Raw genomic sequence first — 14,684 nt, 5'->3', positions numbered from 1 at the left:
AGCCCGGCAGTCTATTGTTGTGCGTTACAAGCCGGTGCTCGCTTGGCACGCTGCACCTCGGCCAGGATCGGCAAATGGTCAGACGGGTGGCGTCCCTTTTGTTTTCGCAAAGGTGGCGCAAGCATCCGGATGTCCAATGCCCCGCAATGGGCCACGCGGTCGAGCGCGCCGAGCGGCAGAGTGGCGGGATAGGTGCGCCCCGGCGTGAGGATCTTGTACCGCCGCGCCAGACGGCCAAGGCCCGCCTTTCGGGACCATTCGTTGAAATCCCCAAGAATGACCGTGGGCAGGCCGGGTAGCGCATCCAAGGCATCGCGGATAACGTCCAACTGCTGACGCCGAGAGTGCCGCAACAGCCCCAGATGGACACCGACGACGCGCAAATCCGGCAGATCCACCGCAACCGCGCCGCGTGGTTCCAACCCGGGCAGCGGGTAGCGGTTGACCTTTGTGGCGGTCAGGTCGGGCCGCGCGAGCATGGCGATACCGTGCCAGCCAAGGCTGACGTCGTTGTCGGCGACGGGGAGGGGGCGCAGGCCGGTCTCCGCCTCAATCATGTCACGAGGCAGGGCAGAGGGCCGCGCACCCAGACGAAAATCGGCCTCTTGCAGAACCACCACATCCGCGTCCAGCGCGGAAATGGCGGAGAGCACCCGCATCGGATCGCGGCGCAGGTCAGTGCCAAGGCCGGCGCGAATGTTGTAACTGGCGAGACGTAGGGGTGCGGAAGTTGTCATAGTCTCTATATTGGTATGGAGACCGGACAAAAGAAGCCCAGATGTTCCGCATCCAAAGCTCCATAGTTGTTCTCGTGATCCAGGCGATCCTGGTGATGGAGGCCCTCACAGGCGTGATGACACAGGCATGGTCTGCGGTCTTCGTCGCCGTTTCGACACTGGTGCTGACTTTTCTGCCGCAACGTTTCGCCGGCTACCTCGGGATCGAGCTGCCCAGACCGTTCCTGACGGCCATCGTGTGCTTTATTTTCGCGTCCTTGTTTCTGGGCGAGGTCGCGGATTTCTACGAGCGGTTCTGGTGGTGGGATGTCGTTTTGCACTTCACATCCGCGCTCAGCGTCGGCCTCATGGGATTTCTGCTGATTTTCATGCTGTTCGAGGGCGACAGATACGCGGCTCCTCCGTGGGCGCTGGCCGCGCTGGCGTTCTGCGTCGGGTTGTCGATCGGCGCGTTGTGGGAGGTGTTCGAATTCGGCATGGATCGGCTATTTGGCATGAACATGCAGAAATCCGGGCTGGTGGATACGATGACAGACCTGATCATCGATACCATAGGTGCAGCGATCGCGGCCTTTTCGGGGTTCCTGTTTCTCAAGGACCGCCAATTCGGTGGCTTGGGCAAGGCAATGGAACAGTTCGTTCAGGCGAACAGGCGATTCTACAGAAAGCTGCGCGAAAAAGGATAACGGGCGCGCCTCTGCAAGGCGCTTGGCTTCCCCTTCCTTGATAACCATCCTACCGTCCGGCGAGACCACCGAAGGACCCGCCATGCGCACCAAGATCCGTGAGCTCTATGCTAGGAGAGAGTGACCGGGCGCGGCACGGCCTTTGGCGGCGCGCGCGGGCGCACGGATGTACCCAAGATCGTCGACTGGTACATGGACGGCAAGATCGAGATCGACCTGATGATCATGCACACGCTGAGCCTTGATGAGATCAACAAGGGGTTCGACCTGATGCACGCCGGTGAATCGATCCGCTTGGTCGTGGTGTTCTGATCCGGGCGGCGGGGTAAACCCCGCCCTACGGTAAGTGAAGGCGCCGGTTCCGCGAGGGGCCGGCGTTTGTTGTGGGACATACGGCGTCGGAGGGGCAGGAACCTCTGCGCCGATTGACATGGGTCAACGCGCATATGCGCGAGGGCGCATATCTACCCGCTCATGCAAGATGTCCTGACCGCCCTTTGTGATCCGACCCGCCGCGCAGCGCTTGCCGTCATCTGGGATGGCGGCGAACACTGTATCTGCGAGCTGTTGGAGAGCCTTGATGCCAGCCAAAGCCGAATGTCCCGCCACATGAAGGTACTGCGCAACGCCGGGCTGGTGACTAATCGGCGGGATGCGCAATGGGTGCGGTTTCGCCGCAACCCCGATCTGCCCCCTGAAATCGCGGCGATTGTCGCCGCCGTGCTGAACGCGGAACGCGTAAACGAATTGGCCTGAACATGAACACGGATACACATGACATCGCCCACCCGCGCGGCTCATCCGATTGGATGTGGTACGTGGGCCTTCCCGTTGCCGCCTTTGTCTGGTGGCTGGTCTATCAGCAGCTGATCCCCTTTTCGGAATGGGTGACCGCATTGGTTCCGGTCGCGCGGGACAGCCATACCGGCGAGGCCATCGCCTTTTTCGTCTATGACGTGCCCAAGGTCCTGTTGCTGCTGACCGGCATCGTCTTTGTCACGGGCGTACTGCGCAGTTGGTTCAGTCCGGAAAAGACCCGGGCCATTCTGGCCGGGAAACGGCAGATCTGGGGCTATCCGCTGGCGGCAGTCCTTGGCGTGCTGACGCCGTTCTGTTCCTGTTCTTCGGTGCCCTTGTTCATCGGATTCGTCTCGGCGGGCATTCCGCTGGGCGTCACCTTTTCCTTTCTGATCGCAGGTCCGATGGTGGGGCCTGTCGGGCTGGGGCTGTTGTACGGTCTTGTCGGCTGGGAAATCGCGACGGTCTACCTTGTCTTTGGGTTCACCATTGCCACGGTTGCGGGTTTCGTCATGGGCCGGATGGGTCTGGAACGTTATCTGCAGGACTGGGTGCGTGAACTGAACGCCGGCCCGCCGGTCGATGTGGGCGAAGAGGAACGGACCTTTGCCGACCGGCTGAAAATCGGGGTCGATCAGGTGCGTGAGATCGTCGGCAAGGTCTGGATCTGGGTTCTTGTCGGCATCGGGATCGGCGCGCTGATCCACGGCTATGTGCCCGAAGCAATGATGCTGAAAATCATGGGCGGCGAGGCATGGTGGTCGGTGCCATCCGCAGTGGTTGTCGGCGTGCCGATGTACACCAATGCCGCCGGTGTCATCCCGATTGTCGAGGCGCTGTTGGGAAAGGGAGCGGCGCTGGGCACCACGCTGGCCTTCATGATGTCGGTGATCGCGTTGTCGCTGCCTGAGATGATCATTCTCAAGCAGGTTCTGACCCTGCGGTTGATCGCGATCTTCATTGCCGTGGTGGCGGCGGGTATCCTCGCCACTGGCTATCTTTTCAACTTCCTCCTATGACCTGTGCGGTCACCGCTTTCTTGAAAGGACCCCACCCATGAAATCCGTCAAGGTCTATGGCCCCGGATGCAAGCGTTGTGACGCCACCGAGGCAATGATCAAAGAGGCCGCTGCCGACATCGGGGTTGCCGTCGAGGTCGAAAAAATCTCTGATGCGCGGTCCATCGCCATGGCTGGTGTCATATCGACGCCGGGCGTTTCGGTGGATGGAAAACTGGTGCACGCCGGTGGTTTGCCTGACGCCGCCAAGCTAAAAATCTGGCTGGCGGGCTGATTGTTCGGCCAAGCCCCAAAGGACCCGTGATGCGCAACAAGATCCGAGAGCTCTATGTCGGAGAGAGTGACCGGGCGCACAGGTTTCGCTATGCGCTGCTGACCTTCGATATCGTCACCATCCTCTTTGTCATCGCCACGTCCTTCTCCCACCACGGTCCGTTTGTAGAAACGGTGGATGCGGTGTTCGGCGTCATCATCCTGACCGAGTTCGGCGCGCGGATGTGGATTTCCACCAACCGGTTGCGCCTGCTGACCCGGGTAACCACCATCGCGGACCTGATCGCCATCGTGTCCTTTCTGGCGCCATTGGCCGGTGAGGGACTGGGGTTCCTGCGGGTGCTGCGGACGCTGCGCCTTTTGCACACCTACCACCTGTCCGAACAGCTGAAGCGGGATTTCCCCTATTTCCGGCGCAATGACGATGTGGTTCTGGCGGTGCTGAACCTCGCCGTCTTCATGTTCATCATGACGGGGCTGGTCTATGCCACGCAGTACATGGTGAACCCGCAGATCCAGAACTATGCCGATGCGCTGTATTTCACCGTCACGGCGCTGACGACCACCGGCTTTGGCGACATCACCCTGCAGGGGCCGTGGGGGCGGATGATTTCGGTCCTCGTGATGATTTTCGGGGTGACATTGTTCCTGCGGTTGGTGCAGGTGCTGATCCGGCCCAACAAGGTGCGCTATGAATGCGGGACCTGCGGGCTGGTCCTGCACGATGCGGATGCGGTGCACTGCAAGCACTGCGGCGCGGTCGTGCACATCAAGACGGAAGGGCAGGCATGATTATTCGTAAGGCAGGCGGGGCGGACCATGACGCGGTCTGGGCGATGCTGGAACCGGTGTTCCGGGCGGGCGACACCTATACGATCGACCCCGACATCCCGCGTGAGGCGGCGCTGGGCTATTGGTTGGGGCCGGAACGGCGGGTCTTTGTAGCCGAAGACGGCGGTGAGATCCTTGGCACCTATTACATCGTCCGCAATCAGAAGGGCGGCGGGTCACACGTCTGCAATTGCGGCTATGTCACGGCCCCGGCTGCGCGCGGGCGCGGCGTGGCGCGGGCCATGCTGGCGCATTCGCTGGAACAGGCGCCAAGGCTGGGCTTTCGCGCCATGCAGTACAATTTCGTGGTCAGCACCAACACCCGGGCGGTCGAGACTTGGAAACGCGCCGGGTTCGAGGTGGTCGGGCGCCTGCCCGGTGCCTTTTTGCACCCGGTTCAGGGCTACGTGGACGCGCTGGTGATGTATCGCCGGTTGGAGGATCCGGCGGCGGGCTGAGGCTCTCCGCTCAGGGTTCTGGCAGGCGTTCGGCGACAGGTCCGGGCGCCAACCACAGCTTGTATTCCAGCACCGCGCCCGCCTGCCGCGCCAGCGCCAGCTTGCGCCGCACAAGGTCCAGCGCGCGCGCCGGATCGCGGTGATCTTCCCAGTTCTCGCCTGCGGCGTCCGCGCCGATGATCTCCCACGACACATCCCGCACCGGCTCGCGGAACTGCGTCGCCACGGCCTCCATCGTCGAAACCCCTTCGCCGAATTGCAGGGCGTAGCACGCCAGCGCCTCGGCCTCAGCCGCGCGCAACCACGGAGAGCCCTCCGAGCCCCGCGCCATTGCCTGCCAATCGGCCAGCCGGGGGTCCTCTTTGGCCACTCGGTCGATCATCTTTCCATGCGTCCTGTCATTTGATGGGCGGTGTCGTCCCACATCATGCCATCCATGTCCTTTTGCCCCTAGCCAGAGCAGGACAGGCGCGCAATGTATAGGAAAAAACGGAGACCCGCATGGAGCTTGACGACGCCTACGCCAACGCCGCCCATATCCCGGGGGCAGAGGCCTATCCGGACCGCTGGGCGGACAGCGCCGCCGCCTATCGCCAAAGGATGTCAGTGGCGGGCCGCGCGCGGCTGGGGCTGATGTACGGCCACGGCTCAAGGCAGGCGATGGACCTGTTCCTGCCCGACAAATCGCCTGCGGGCCTCGTTGTCTTTGTGCACGGCGGCTATTGGCTGCGGTTCGATCGCTCGTACTGGTCCCATCTGGCCGAAGGCGCGCGGGCGCGCGGCTGGGCGGTTGCGATGCCCTCTTATGACCTCTGCCCAAGGGTGCGGATTTCCGACATCACCAGGCAGGTGGCGCAGGCCGTGTCCGTCGCCGCTGCCGAGGTTTCGGGGCCGATCCGCCTGACCGGCCATTCTGCGGGCGGGCACCTCGTGGCCCGTATGGGCAAGGTGCTGGAGGCCACGGTGGCAGAGCGGGTCGCGCATATCCTGCCGATTTCGCCGGTGTCGGACCTGCGCCCCCTGATGCAGACCTCGATGAACAAGGACCTGCGCATTGATGAGGCCGAGGCCCGCGTCGAAAGCCCGATCTTCGCGCCGCCGCCCGCCGCGCCGGTGACGGTCTGGGTGGGGGCTGACGAACGCCCCGCCTTCATCGATCAGGCGCGGAAACTGCAGGTGGTCTGGGACTGTGCGCTGGAAATCGAGGCGGGCAAACACCACTTCGACGTGATCGACGCGCTGGAAACCCCCGACAGTCCGATGGTGGCGCGCCTGCTGGACGGCTGATCGGGCGCCCTTTCTTCGGCTTTCCGCCAAGCGCCAGAGGCGATGCGCCCAAGCCGTCGAAAAAAATCTGGTAAGGTATCCAAGGATTGCGCGCTCCGGCGCGTCCAACTCATGTGATGCGCATGACAGTCAGTGACGAATCCCTCGCCCGCGCGGCGGCAGATGGTGACCGGCAGGCCTTTGGCGTGCTGGTCGAACGGGTCTATGACCGGGTCTATGCCTACGCGGTCAGGCTGACCGGCAGCCGGACAGAGGCAGAGGATCTGGCACAGGACATCTGCGCCGCATTGCCCGTGAAACTGCGCAGTTTCAGGGGAGAGGCCAGGCTGACAACATGGCTTTATCGCATCACGGTGAATGCCGCCCGGGACCGGTTCCGGCGCGCCTCGACCCATGCCCGCGCCGCCGATGGCTGGGGTGACTGGGAACTGGCGCGTCAGGCCGAAATGGCCGAGGCGGCAGAGCGGGTGGACTGGCTGTTGACCGCCATGCGGGATCTGTCGGTCGATCTGCGGGAAACACTGGCGCTGGTTCTGGACGGGGTAACCCATGCGGAGGCGGCGCAGATTCTGGAGATTTCCGAGGGCACCGTCAGTTGGCGGATCTCGGAGGCCAAGAAGAAACTGAAGGCGATGAAGGAGGCCGAGGTATGAGCGACGATCTGGACGATCTCAAGCGCGCGTTCGATACGGGCCTTCCCAAACCCGATCCGGCGCGCCGTGCCGACGCCATCGCGCTGGCGATGAAAAATTTCGACCGCGCCCAAGAAACAGAGACGCAGGCGCGTCAGACCTCTGAGCCCACCCGAAAGGGCGGCCTTTTCAGAGGAGCCAAGATTATGTTTGCCAATTTGTCCAACCGCGGACTCCTGACCGCAACCACCGCGCTGGCCGCCGTCGCCATGGTGGCCGTTATCCCCGTCCTGCAAGACAGCCAACCGCCGCAGGTCTCGCCGCTTCCGGTGAAAACCGAAGCCCAGCCCAAGCCGGACCCAACCCCGCTGCGCGAAGAGGCAGAGGTCGGCGCAGCCCTGGATTCGCTGGACGCGGATGCCGTGGTCAGCGACCCCAAGCCAAAGGTTGCCCTGCGCAAGGTCGCACCGGCCACACCGCCGGTCGTGACCGCACCCTTGGACGAGGTTTATGTCCCGCAGGCAGGCAGTGCGCCTCGTAACCCCGGCCTGTCCTTCGAAACCGGGGTGATGAACATGTCGCGCGGCGCGCCGGCCTCGCCGCCGATGCATGCACCCAGGCCGATGCCGGCACCCGATCCCATCGTCATCGCGCCCGAACCGAACACAGAGGCCTTCCCCGAGGCCGATGACAACCCGATCAAGGTCACTGCGGAAAGCCCGGTCTCGACCTTTTCGATCGACGTGGACACGGCTTCCTGGTCGCTGATCCGCAATTCGATCAGCCAGGGGATGCTGCCGCCCAAGGATGCCGTGCGGATCGAGGAGATGGTGAACTATTTCACCTATGACTACCCCGCGCCTACGGATGATGCGCCCTTTGCCACCCATGTGGGCGTCAGTGACAGCCCCTGGGTCGAAGGCACGCAGATCGTGCACATCGGCCTGCAGGGCATGATGCCGGATGAACGCCCGCCGATGAACCTGGTCTTTCTGATCGACACCTCCGGGTCGATGAATTACGCGACCAAGCTGCCGCTCCTGAAGCAAAGCTTTCGCCTGATGCTGGGCCAGTTGGACGCGGATGACACCATTGCCATCGTCACCTACGCGGGCAGCGCCGGTCTGGCGCTGGAACCGACCAAGGCCAGTGACCGTGACACAATCCTGAACGCGTTGGACAACCTCAGCGCCGGGGGCTCGACCGCCGGGCAGGCGGGCCTGCAACAGGCCTATGCCACCGCCGCCAAGATGGCCAAGGACGGCGAAGAGGATGCGGTAACGCGGGTGATCCTTGCCACCGACGGCGATTTCAACGTCGGCATCAGCGATCCCGACGACCTCAAGGATTTCATCGCCGACAAGCGGGATGAGGGCACCTACCTGTCTGTTCTGGGCTTTGGTCGCGGCAATCTGGATGACGCCACCATGCAGGCGCTGGCGCAGACCGGCAACGGGATCGCGTCCTACATCGACACGCTGGCAGAGGCGCAAAAGGTGCTGGTGGACCAGCTGACCGGCGCGCTGGTGCCCATCGCCAATGACGTCAAGATTCAGGTCGAATGGAACCCGGCCCTCGTCGCCGAATACCGCTTGATCGGCTATGAAACCCGCGCGCTGAAGCGTGAGGATTTCAACAACGACAAGGTGGACGCCGGTGAGATCGGCGCAGGCCACCAGGTGACGGCGATCTATGCGATCACGCCCGTCGGCTCACCTGCCCGCATGACCGATCCGCTGCGCTATGCGGCAGAAGAGGCGCAGCCGGCCGCCGATGACACCGGCGAACTGGGTTTCCTTCGCCTGCGCTACAAAACGCCGGGTGAGGACACCAGCAAGCTGATCGAAACCCCGATCATGGCTGACGCGGCCCCCCTGCCAGAGGCGGACTGGGCGCTGGCCATCGCCGGGTTCGGCCAGATCCTGCGCGGCTCCGACCAGATCGGCGAGTGGAGCATGGGCGACGCCATCGCGCTGGCGCAAAGCGCCAAGGGCGACGATCCCTTCGGCTACCGGCAAGAGGCGATCACCCTGATGCGCCTGACCGAGAGCCTGAAACAGTAAACCGGCGATCAAGATCCCAAAGGCCCCTGCGCAGTCCGCGGGGGCCTCACCTTTTAACCTTTCCGTCACCAAACCGTCACGCCCCTGTTACCTCTCCCGGTCACTCCCCCTCTACCAACCATTGGGGGACTTCCATGCATTTCCGTACCCTCTGCCTGACGAGCACGCTGGCCCTTGCCGCCAGTGCCGCCGTGGCAGACATGAACTTCAACCGCATCGCCTCGTTCGGCACCTACCTGAACATGGCGGATGGCGAAGACACCGCACGCGAAACCTCGGCTGAGATCATTGCCGCCACCGCCGACGGCATGACGCTGGTCTACACCGACAGCCCGCTGGGTGCCGTGGGTCGCATCGACATCACCGACCCGCACAGCCCGCAACCCTTGGGCAATGTCGCGCTGAGCGGTGAGCCGACCGCCGTCGGCATTACCGGCAGCACCGCCTTCGTCGGCGTGAACACTTCCCCCAGCTACACCGCCCCTTCGGGCCACCTCGCCGTGGTCGACGTGCTGACCGGCGATATCACCGCCACCTGCGATCTGGGTGGCCAGCCGGATTCGGTCGCCGTCTCCAAGGACGGCACACGCATCTCCATCGCGATCGAGAATGAGCGGGACGAAGACCTCGGCGATGGCCGCGTCGGCCAGTTGCCCGCCGGGTTCCTTGTCATCGGCGAAATCAAGGACGGCGCGCTGGCCTGTGACGACCTGAAAACCGTCGACCTGACCGGCCTCGCTGACATCGCCCACGAAGACCCCGAACCCGAATTCGTCGACATCAACGCCCTTGGCGAAACCATCGTCACCCTGCAGGAAAACAACCACCTCGTGGTGGTTGCCGCCGACGGGTCGATCCTCAACCACTTCTCCGCCGGTGCCGTCGACCTCGACAGGATCGACACGCTTGATGAGCGTGGCGCGCTGAACTTCGACAAATCGCAACCCGCCCGCAAGCGCGAACCCGATGCCGTCAAGTGGATCGACGACACGCATTTCGCCATCGCCAATGAGGGCGACATGGACGGCGGCTCGCGCGGCTGGACCATCTTCAACAAGGACGGCACCGTCACCTACGAATCCGGTGCCTCCTTCGAACACGCGCTGATCCAGATCGGCCACTACCCGGACAAACGCTCCGACGCCAAGGGCGTCGAGCCCGAATCCATCGAAACTGCCGTGTTCGACGGCACCCCACTGGTCTTCGTCGGCTCCGAGCGCGGCTCTGCCGTGGGCGTCTACGACGTCACCTACCCGGCTGCCCCGGTCCTGAAGCAGATCCTGCCCTCGGGCATCGGGCCAGAGGGCTACGTCGCCATTCCTGACCGCAACCTGCTGGTCTCTGCCAATGAGGTCGACCTGATCGAGGACGGCGGCGTGCGCGCCCATGTCATGATCTACGCCTATCAGGACGCCGACGCGATCTACCCGACGCTGACCTCCGAAGGCGCTGACCGCCTGATCGGCTGGGGTGCCATCTCTGGCATGGTGGCGGACAAGGACGGCACCGTCTGGGCCGTGAACGACAGCTTCTACGGCTTCCAGCCGACGATCTTCAAGATCGACACCACGCAGACCCCGGCCCGGATCGTGGACGCCATCGTGATCCACCGCGCCAACGGCGACCCGGCGCAAAAGCTGGACCTCGAAGGCATCACGCTGGACGGCAACGGCGGTTTCTGGGTCGCTTCCGAGGGCCGCACCGAACGCGGCATCCCGCACGCGATCTACCATGTCACCAAGGATGGTCTGATTCAGACCAACTCGGCCGAGATCATGATCCCCGCGGAACTGACCGCCGTCGAAATGCGGTTCGGGTTCGAAGGCATCACCAAGATCGGCGACACCCTCTGGATGGCGGTGCAGCGCGAATGGGCAGACGATCCCGAAAACCACGTCAAATTGGTCTCCTACAACACCGAAACGGGGGAATGGGGCGCCGTCCTTTACCCCAAGGCCAAACCGGCCAAGGGCTGGGTCGGCCTGTCGGAAATCGTGGCCCATGGCGATTACGTCTATGTGGTCGAACGTGACAACCAGATCGGCGCCGAGGCGGTGACCAAGAAAATCTACCGCATCCCCATGGCCGACATGACCCCGGCCGCGCTGGGCGGCGACCTGCCCACCGTCACCAAGGAAGAGGTGCGCGACCTGATCCCCGACCTGAAATCCTACGGCGGCTACGTAATGGACAAGGTCGAAGGACTGGCGATCTTCGCCGACGGCACCGCCTGGGTCTCTACCGACAATGACGGCGTCGACGACAGCTCGGGCGAAACCTTCTTCTGGACCATCGGCAAGATCGACTGATCCCGGCCCGGTCCAACCTTCAGCGCCCCGCGGAACCCCGCGGGGCGATTCGCATTTGGCGCGCGCTTTCAGCCTGCGCCGCGCCCATGTTTCTGTGGGCTAAAAATACCTCGGGGGAGTCGACCGCAGGGAGACGGGGGTCATGCTGCAAGCATGCCCTTGGCATGACGCCCCCTCTATTCGGGTTGGTGCAAAAGCCCCGGCAGAGTTTCGGCCAGCAGGTCCCAGACGATGCGCACCCGGGGGCTGGTCCGCAATTCCCGGTGCGCCACCAGCCAGACCGGATAGCGAAAGCTGATCCCGGGCAGCGCCCGCCGCATGTCGGGGGCGCCATCGCCCAGGCCGCAGGGCACGGTGCCCAGCCCGATCCCGGCGCGGGCTATCTCCCAATGAACCCAATGCGATGAGGCCAGCACCGGGAAATGCGCCGGTGTCACCGCGATTCCACGCTTCTGCAGCGCGCTCATGAAATCATCGTTATCCTTGAACCCGATGAATTCGGCCCGGGTCAGGTCCTCAGGCCCGGATATGGGGCCAATCCGGGACAGGTATTCGGAGGTGGCATAAAATGTGCCCTCGTCCTCACCCACCATCTTGCCGATCAGGTCGGCCTCTTCCGGGCGGGTGTTGCGGATGGCGATATCGGCCTCGCGTCGGCGCAAATCGCGGATCTCGTTCGAGGCCACCACCTCCAGCGTGATGCCCGGAGCCACCTCGCGCAGGCGGCGGGCGATCTGCGGCATCAGCCAGCTGGAATAGATCTCAGAGGCGGTCACGGCCACATGGCCCGAGGCCGCCTGCGCCTGTCCCGATGCGGCCAGCGATACGCCCGCCGCTGCCTCACCCATGGCGCGCACATGGCTCATCAGTTGCGCACCGGCCTGCGTCAGGACCAGCCCCCGCCCGACCCGTTCGAACAGGACAAGGCCCAGTTCGTCCTCCAGCGCGGTGACCTGACGGCCCAGCGTCGGCTGCGTCATGCCAAGCGCGCGTGCGGCCGCCGACAGCGACCCTTCCTCAGCGGTGACAAGGAAGGCCCGCGCGCGGTTCCAGTCAAAGGTGACAGAGCGCCAGTCCATGCAGGATTGCATGGACGACGGTCCGGGATTGTCAATACAAAACGAAAAAGGGCCCCCGGAAAGGGGCCCCTGCGATGGGACGATGGGACGACGCTCGTGTCCCTGCGGGCCACATCGCCCCGCCCACCGTCCCTTGACCGTCACCCGCGCGGGGACGCGGGCACGCTGTTGCGCTTTGGATGGCTGGGGTGTGGGCGGTGACCTTTCCTGTCGGAAAGGCACCATTGCCCACGCGGTGCCCGCGATGGGACGCGGGCACCGTACTCAGTTCACGGTTTCGGCGTCGACCACGTCTTTTTCGATGGCCACGGCATCGGGCTTCGCAATCGCGATCCGGCGCGGTTTCAGGGCCTCGGGGATTTCCCGCTGCAGGTCGATGTGCAGCATGCCGTTCTCATGCAGCGCGCCCACGACGCGGACGTGATCGGCCAGATGGAACCGGCGCTCGAACGCGCGGGTGGCGATGCCGCGATGCAGATAGGTCTTGTCGGCCTTTTCATCCGCCTTGCGGGCAGAGACCACAAGCGCCTGCTCCTTCACCTCGACCGACAGATCCTCATCGGCGAAACCGGCCACGGCAATCGAGATGCGATAGCTGTCATCGGCCGTCTTCTCGATGTTGTACGGGGGGTAGCCCGGCTGCGCGGTGTCGCTGGCAAGCACGCGGTCCATCATGTCGGCGATCTGGTCGAAACCGACAGTGGCACGGTAGAGCGGGGCAAAATCGTAATGTCGCATGGAATCCTCCGTTGAGCGATACCTGTGTGTGCGGCGCCTTCCCGTCCGGGACAGGCGTCTGATCAGTCCGGAACCCTGTCACAGGCGTCCCGGTGTCAGAAATTTGGGGAGCGTTTTGCGGGGTTTCAAGACCCCCTACCACGGCTCAGGGCCGGACGAAGCGCGCGCCGGTGCCGGTCCGTTCGCCGACGCGGACCCGCTTGGCCCCTTCGCCCACCTTCACCCGCCGCGCGCCCTGCGCCACCACCGGCGATGATCCTTCGCGCCGCAGCGCCTTGCGCAGCCCGGCCACCTGCGCGGGCAGCACCATGCCATAGGCCCGGTGCGCCCCGTCCGCATCTTCGCCCACCGCCGAGATCACCGACATGATCCGCAGCCGCCCGTCCACATGCGCAAAGACCGGCGACCCCGAAGAGCCGAAGGTCACGTCGCAGTCAAAGGCCAGCACTCCGCCCGCATAGCGTTCGGTCACAGCACAGCGCCTTTCGCGCGACAGCACCTCGGACCGGCCTTCGCCATAGGACACCACGCTGACCTCGGACCCCTTGACCGGGCGGTCGTGCACCGAAAACGGGTCCGCCTCTGTCCCGTGAATGTCGCGGTCCAATTGCAACAGCGCCACGTCGGTGGCGATCATCTTGCCATCCAGCTGCCGCCCCGCCGTGGCGACATAGCCCGGCGACACCACCCAGCGGCGCACGCCGCGCGCCGCGATCTCCGTCCCCCGGTGATAGCCCGCGCGGAACCGCAGCCGCTGCGCCGGGATCTCCCGCCCGGCCTCGTCATAGACGCAATGCGCCGCCGTCAGCACAAGGTCCCGCGCAATCAACGTGCCGGTGCAATACCCTGTCCCGGTGTCGATCCGCCCCACGGCCGACCAGCCCAGCAATTCCCCGCGCCGGTCCATCACGTCGAAATGCGCCTGCGCAAAGACCGGCCCGCCCAGCAGCAGGAAAAGGGCAACCAGCCGCTTCATGGCCGCACGAACTTGGCGCCGGTGTCGCGGCGGCTGCCCGCGCTCAACCGTTCCAGCCCGGCACCGGGGTTCTGCTTGGCGTTCAGCAGCGTCAGCAACAGCGGCAGCGGCTCATCCAGATCGGCGGCCAGCGCCACGGGCGTCCCGTTGGCCTCTGCCTTGGATGACACGACTGAGACGATGCGCGGCGCCCCCCCCGCGTCAAAGGTAAAGACCGGCGACCCCGATGCCCCGAAATCCACCGCGCAGGACAGGACCATCATGCCCTGCTGCCGTGACATGACCTGGCACAGTTCCTGCAAGGAGGGCGCCTCGGACCGGTTGTGCGCATAGGACACCACGCCCACCTCGGCACCGGAATCCGGGCCGCGTTCCGTGGCAAAGGGTTCGATAGAGGTGTTGCGGATGGGGTGCTGCAATTCGATCACCGCAAGGTCGTTCTGCACCCGCCGTGAATTGCCCGGATCGCCATAGATGAAATCGGGGTGCGGCACGGCGCGGCGCACCAGCCGATAGGCCGCCGCCCGCCCGTTGCGCCAACCGGCAAGGAACTGCATTTCCTCGACCTCAACCCGCTCACCGCTGGCCGGGTCATACAGGCAATGGGCGGCTGTCAGGACGATCCGCGGCGCGATCAGCGCGCCGGTGCAAAAGGCCTCTCCCCGGATTTCGAGCCGCCCCACCGCCTCCCAGCGGCGACCGTCCTCGGCAGAGTCGAGCGAAAACAGACCCTGCGCAAAGGCCGGGGCAGCAAAGACGATGAAAAAGCTGATAAAAATTGAAAAACCGTTCCGCACA

General features: G+C 64.3%; 16 protein-coding genes and 1 pseudogene. 11 read left to right on the top strand and 6 right to left on the bottom strand.

Annotation, left to right across the window (positions count from 1 at the left end; genetic code table 11):
* Window positions 1-11: 11 nt before the first annotated feature.
* Window positions 12-737 (bottom strand): endonuclease/exonuclease/phosphatase family protein, encoded by a 726-nt coding sequence (locus ACTXGA_RS19155; RefSeq protein WP_443396218.1) that lies wholly within the window; start codon window positions 735-737, stop codon window positions 12-14.
* A 41-nt stretch (window positions 738-778) separates the two neighbouring features.
* Here ACTXGA_RS19155 and ACTXGA_RS19150 point away from each other — a divergent pair, with 41 nt between their 5' ends.
* The 7 genes and pseudogenes from ACTXGA_RS19150 to ACTXGA_RS19120 all read left to right on the top strand — a co-directional run bounded on the left by ACTXGA_RS19150 (window position 779) and on the right by ACTXGA_RS19120 (window position 4,802).
* Entirely contained in the window at window positions 779-1,423 is a 645-nt protein-coding gene (locus ACTXGA_RS19150) for a DUF2238 domain-containing protein (RefSeq protein WP_443396217.1), read from the top strand.
* 120 nt (window positions 1,424-1,543) lie between these two features.
* A pseudogene (locus ACTXGA_RS19145) lies at window positions 1,544-1,735 on the top strand (S-(hydroxymethyl)glutathione dehydrogenase); the annotation flags it as partial.
* Between the two features lie 162 nt (window positions 1,736-1,897).
* The gene (locus ACTXGA_RS19140; RefSeq protein WP_443396216.1) at window positions 1,898-2,179 is read left to right on the top strand and encodes an ArsR/SmtB family transcription factor; all 282 of its coding nucleotides are present in this window, start codon (window positions 1,898-1,900) and stop codon (window positions 2,177-2,179) included.
* Between the two features lie 2 nt (window positions 2,180-2,181).
* Window positions 2,182-3,240 (top strand): permease, encoded by a 1,059-nt coding sequence (locus ACTXGA_RS19135; RefSeq protein WP_443396215.1) that lies wholly within the window; start codon window positions 2,182-2,184, stop codon window positions 3,238-3,240.
* Window positions 3,241-3,277: 37 nt separating this feature from the next.
* A complete protein-coding gene (locus tag ACTXGA_RS19130) occupies window positions 3,278-3,514 on the top strand; it encodes a thioredoxin family protein (RefSeq protein ID WP_443396214.1) in 237 nt (78 codons plus the stop codon).
* Between the two features lie 29 nt (window positions 3,515-3,543).
* Window positions 3,544-4,305, top strand: coding sequence for a potassium channel family protein (locus ACTXGA_RS19125; protein ID WP_443396213.1), 762 nt, complete (start codon window positions 3,544-3,546; stop codon window positions 4,303-4,305).
* Window positions 4,302-4,802 (top strand): GNAT family N-acetyltransferase, encoded by a 501-nt coding sequence (locus ACTXGA_RS19120; RefSeq protein ID WP_443396212.1) that lies wholly within the window; start codon window positions 4,302-4,304, stop codon window positions 4,800-4,802. The genes ACTXGA_RS19125 and ACTXGA_RS19120 overlap by 4 nt, the downstream gene beginning before the upstream one ends.
* A 10-nt stretch (window positions 4,803-4,812) precedes the next feature.
* Here ACTXGA_RS19120 and ACTXGA_RS19115 read toward each other — a convergent pair whose 3' ends face one another.
* A complete protein-coding gene (locus ACTXGA_RS19115; RefSeq protein WP_443396211.1) occupies window positions 4,813-5,184 on the bottom strand; it encodes a hypothetical protein in 372 nt (123 codons plus the stop codon).
* A 119-nt stretch (window positions 5,185-5,303) separates the two neighbouring features.
* Here ACTXGA_RS19115 and ACTXGA_RS19110 point away from each other — a divergent pair, with 119 nt between their 5' ends.
* From ACTXGA_RS19110 to ACTXGA_RS19095, 4 genes are all read left to right on the top strand, one after another.
* A complete protein-coding gene (locus ACTXGA_RS19110; protein ID WP_443396210.1) occupies window positions 5,304-6,089 on the top strand; it encodes a hormone-sensitive lipase in 786 nt (261 codons plus the stop codon).
* A gap of 122 nt (window positions 6,090-6,211) precedes the next feature.
* Window positions 6,212-6,742, top strand: a complete 531-nt coding sequence (locus ACTXGA_RS19105; protein WP_443396209.1) for an RNA polymerase sigma factor — start codon at window positions 6,212-6,214, stop codon at window positions 6,740-6,742.
* Window positions 6,739-8,784, top strand: coding sequence for a vWA domain-containing protein (locus tag ACTXGA_RS19100; RefSeq protein ID WP_443396208.1), 2,046 nt, complete (start codon window positions 6,739-6,741; stop codon window positions 8,782-8,784). Before ACTXGA_RS19105 ends, ACTXGA_RS19100 begins: the two co-directional genes overlap by 4 nt.
* 134 nt (window positions 8,785-8,918) lie before the next feature.
* Window positions 8,919-11,093 (top strand): esterase-like activity of phytase family protein, encoded by a 2,175-nt coding sequence (locus tag ACTXGA_RS19095; protein WP_443396207.1) that lies wholly within the window; start codon window positions 8,919-8,921, stop codon window positions 11,091-11,093.
* Window positions 11,094-11,269: 176 nt separating this feature from the next.
* On the opposite strand, the gene ACTXGA_RS19090 is transcribed toward ACTXGA_RS19095, so the two are convergent.
* The 4 genes from ACTXGA_RS19090 to ACTXGA_RS19075 form a co-directional block, all read right to left on the bottom strand.
* Window positions 11,270-12,184, bottom strand: a complete 915-nt coding sequence (locus ACTXGA_RS19090; protein WP_443396206.1) for a LysR family transcriptional regulator — start codon at window positions 12,182-12,184, stop codon at window positions 11,270-11,272.
* 252 nt (window positions 12,185-12,436) lie between these two features.
* Window positions 12,437-12,910 carry an Hsp20 family protein gene (locus ACTXGA_RS19085; protein ID WP_443396205.1) on the bottom strand — a complete coding sequence of 158 codons (474 nt, stop codon included), beginning with the start codon at window positions 12,908-12,910 and terminating at the stop codon, window positions 12,437-12,439.
* Between the two features lie 145 nt (window positions 12,911-13,055).
* Entirely contained in the window at window positions 13,056-13,886 is an 831-nt protein-coding gene (locus tag ACTXGA_RS19080) for a trypsin-like serine peptidase (RefSeq protein ID WP_443396204.1), read from the bottom strand.
* Window positions 13,883-14,683, bottom strand: coding sequence for a trypsin-like serine peptidase (locus ACTXGA_RS19075; protein WP_443396203.1), 801 nt, complete (start codon window positions 14,681-14,683; stop codon window positions 13,883-13,885). Before ACTXGA_RS19075 ends, ACTXGA_RS19080 begins: the two co-directional genes overlap by 4 nt.
* Window position 14,684: the final 1 nt, after the last annotated feature.

Source organism: Antarctobacter jejuensis (assembly GCF_052266595.1).
GTDB classification, from domain to species: Bacteria; Pseudomonadota; Alphaproteobacteria; order Rhodobacterales; family Rhodobacteraceae; genus Antarctobacter; species Antarctobacter jejuensis.
This window is presented reverse-complemented; position numbering and strand designations above follow the sequence as displayed.